The organism is Aequorivita lipolytica, assembly GCF_007997135.1.
GTDB lineage: Bacteria > Bacteroidota > Bacteroidia > Flavobacteriales > Flavobacteriaceae > Aequorivita > Aequorivita lipolytica.
The window spans coordinates 1-998 of record NZ_VORU01000040.1 but is presented as its reverse complement, the minus strand read 5'-3'; the positions used below and the strand labels follow the sequence as shown (position 1 = coordinate 998).

Annotated in this window: 1 protein-coding gene; it reads right to left on the bottom strand. The window is 33.6% G+C overall.

All coding sequences use genetic code 11. The features are described 5' to 3' along the window. Window positions 1–260 precede the first annotated feature (260 nt). Window positions 261–842, bottom strand: a complete 582-nt coding sequence (locus ESV24_RS15185; RefSeq protein WP_111817168.1) for an RDD family protein — start codon at window positions 840–842, stop codon at window positions 261–263. Window positions 843–998: the final 156 nt, after the last annotated feature.

Sequence of the window (998 nt, the reverse complement as noted above, 5' to 3'; positions counted from 1 at the left end):
GTAAACTTTATCAAATTGAGCCATTTCATTTACTTCATCAAACAGTTCGGTGTCTGTTTTACAACTAACAAATGATAATATGGCAATTATTAATAGAAGTCGGTTCATTTTTAATGCTTTACAACGTGTTTGTATATGGTTTGTTGCGTGTTTCAAGCAACTAATCTAGTAAATAATTACTGACCAAGAAAGTCCGCGAGAACTTTCGTAAGTAGGCGAGAACCAAGCAATAAATTATATACGGTGTTGGCATTAGTATTTTATTCAACTGTGTCTTTCACAACTTTAGTTTTAGACAAAAAATCGTGAATTCCGTTTTTCGTAAATAGAAACGAAATTCGGTCAAAAGGAATTAGTCTGCAAAAAGTTCGAGAAATAATATCCGAATTTTCAGGTTTCTCTCCGTTCATTTTTACAACTCTCGTTTTTGTTACAAATTTTCCAACTGTTTTCTGAAACTTGATTTCCATTATAGCATAATATCCAATGAATGTCGCAAACATAATTACATATCCAAGTAACATTTGATTTCCGTCTTTTGCGCTTAATGGGAAAGTCAAAATTCCTGCAATAATTAACCAAATTATAAAATCAATTATGAAGTTCAAAAATCTGATTCCAGAGCCAACTACGTTCGAGTCAACTTTTTGTTTTTGTTCTTTCTCGACAGTCGCTTTTTCTTTTATTTTCTCAAATTCGCTCGTGTCAATATTCCGCTTTTCAATTTCAGAATCCGCAGCCTCGATTGCAGTCGGATTATAACTTCCTCTTTCAATTGTTACAATCTTAATTAATTCTTCGTCTGTCCTTTCAGACATCACTTTTGCAAATTCGTTTTCCATTAGTTCGATGGTTGTTTTATATTAATGCCAACGTTTAGTATAACCGCAGTTACGGGATTAAATTTAATGTTTTTCGGAAAAGCACTCACGTTAGCAATTACTCGTGGATTCGGACGCAGTCGAATCCGCCGTAATTGCGGTTATACATTGTTAGCA

Excerpts from the sequence above, each read along its gene's own strand:
- ESV24_RS15185 (WP_111817168.1), bottom strand. The coding sequence starts at position 842 with ATGGAAAACGAATTTGCAAAAGTGATGTCTGAAAGGACAGACGAAGAA.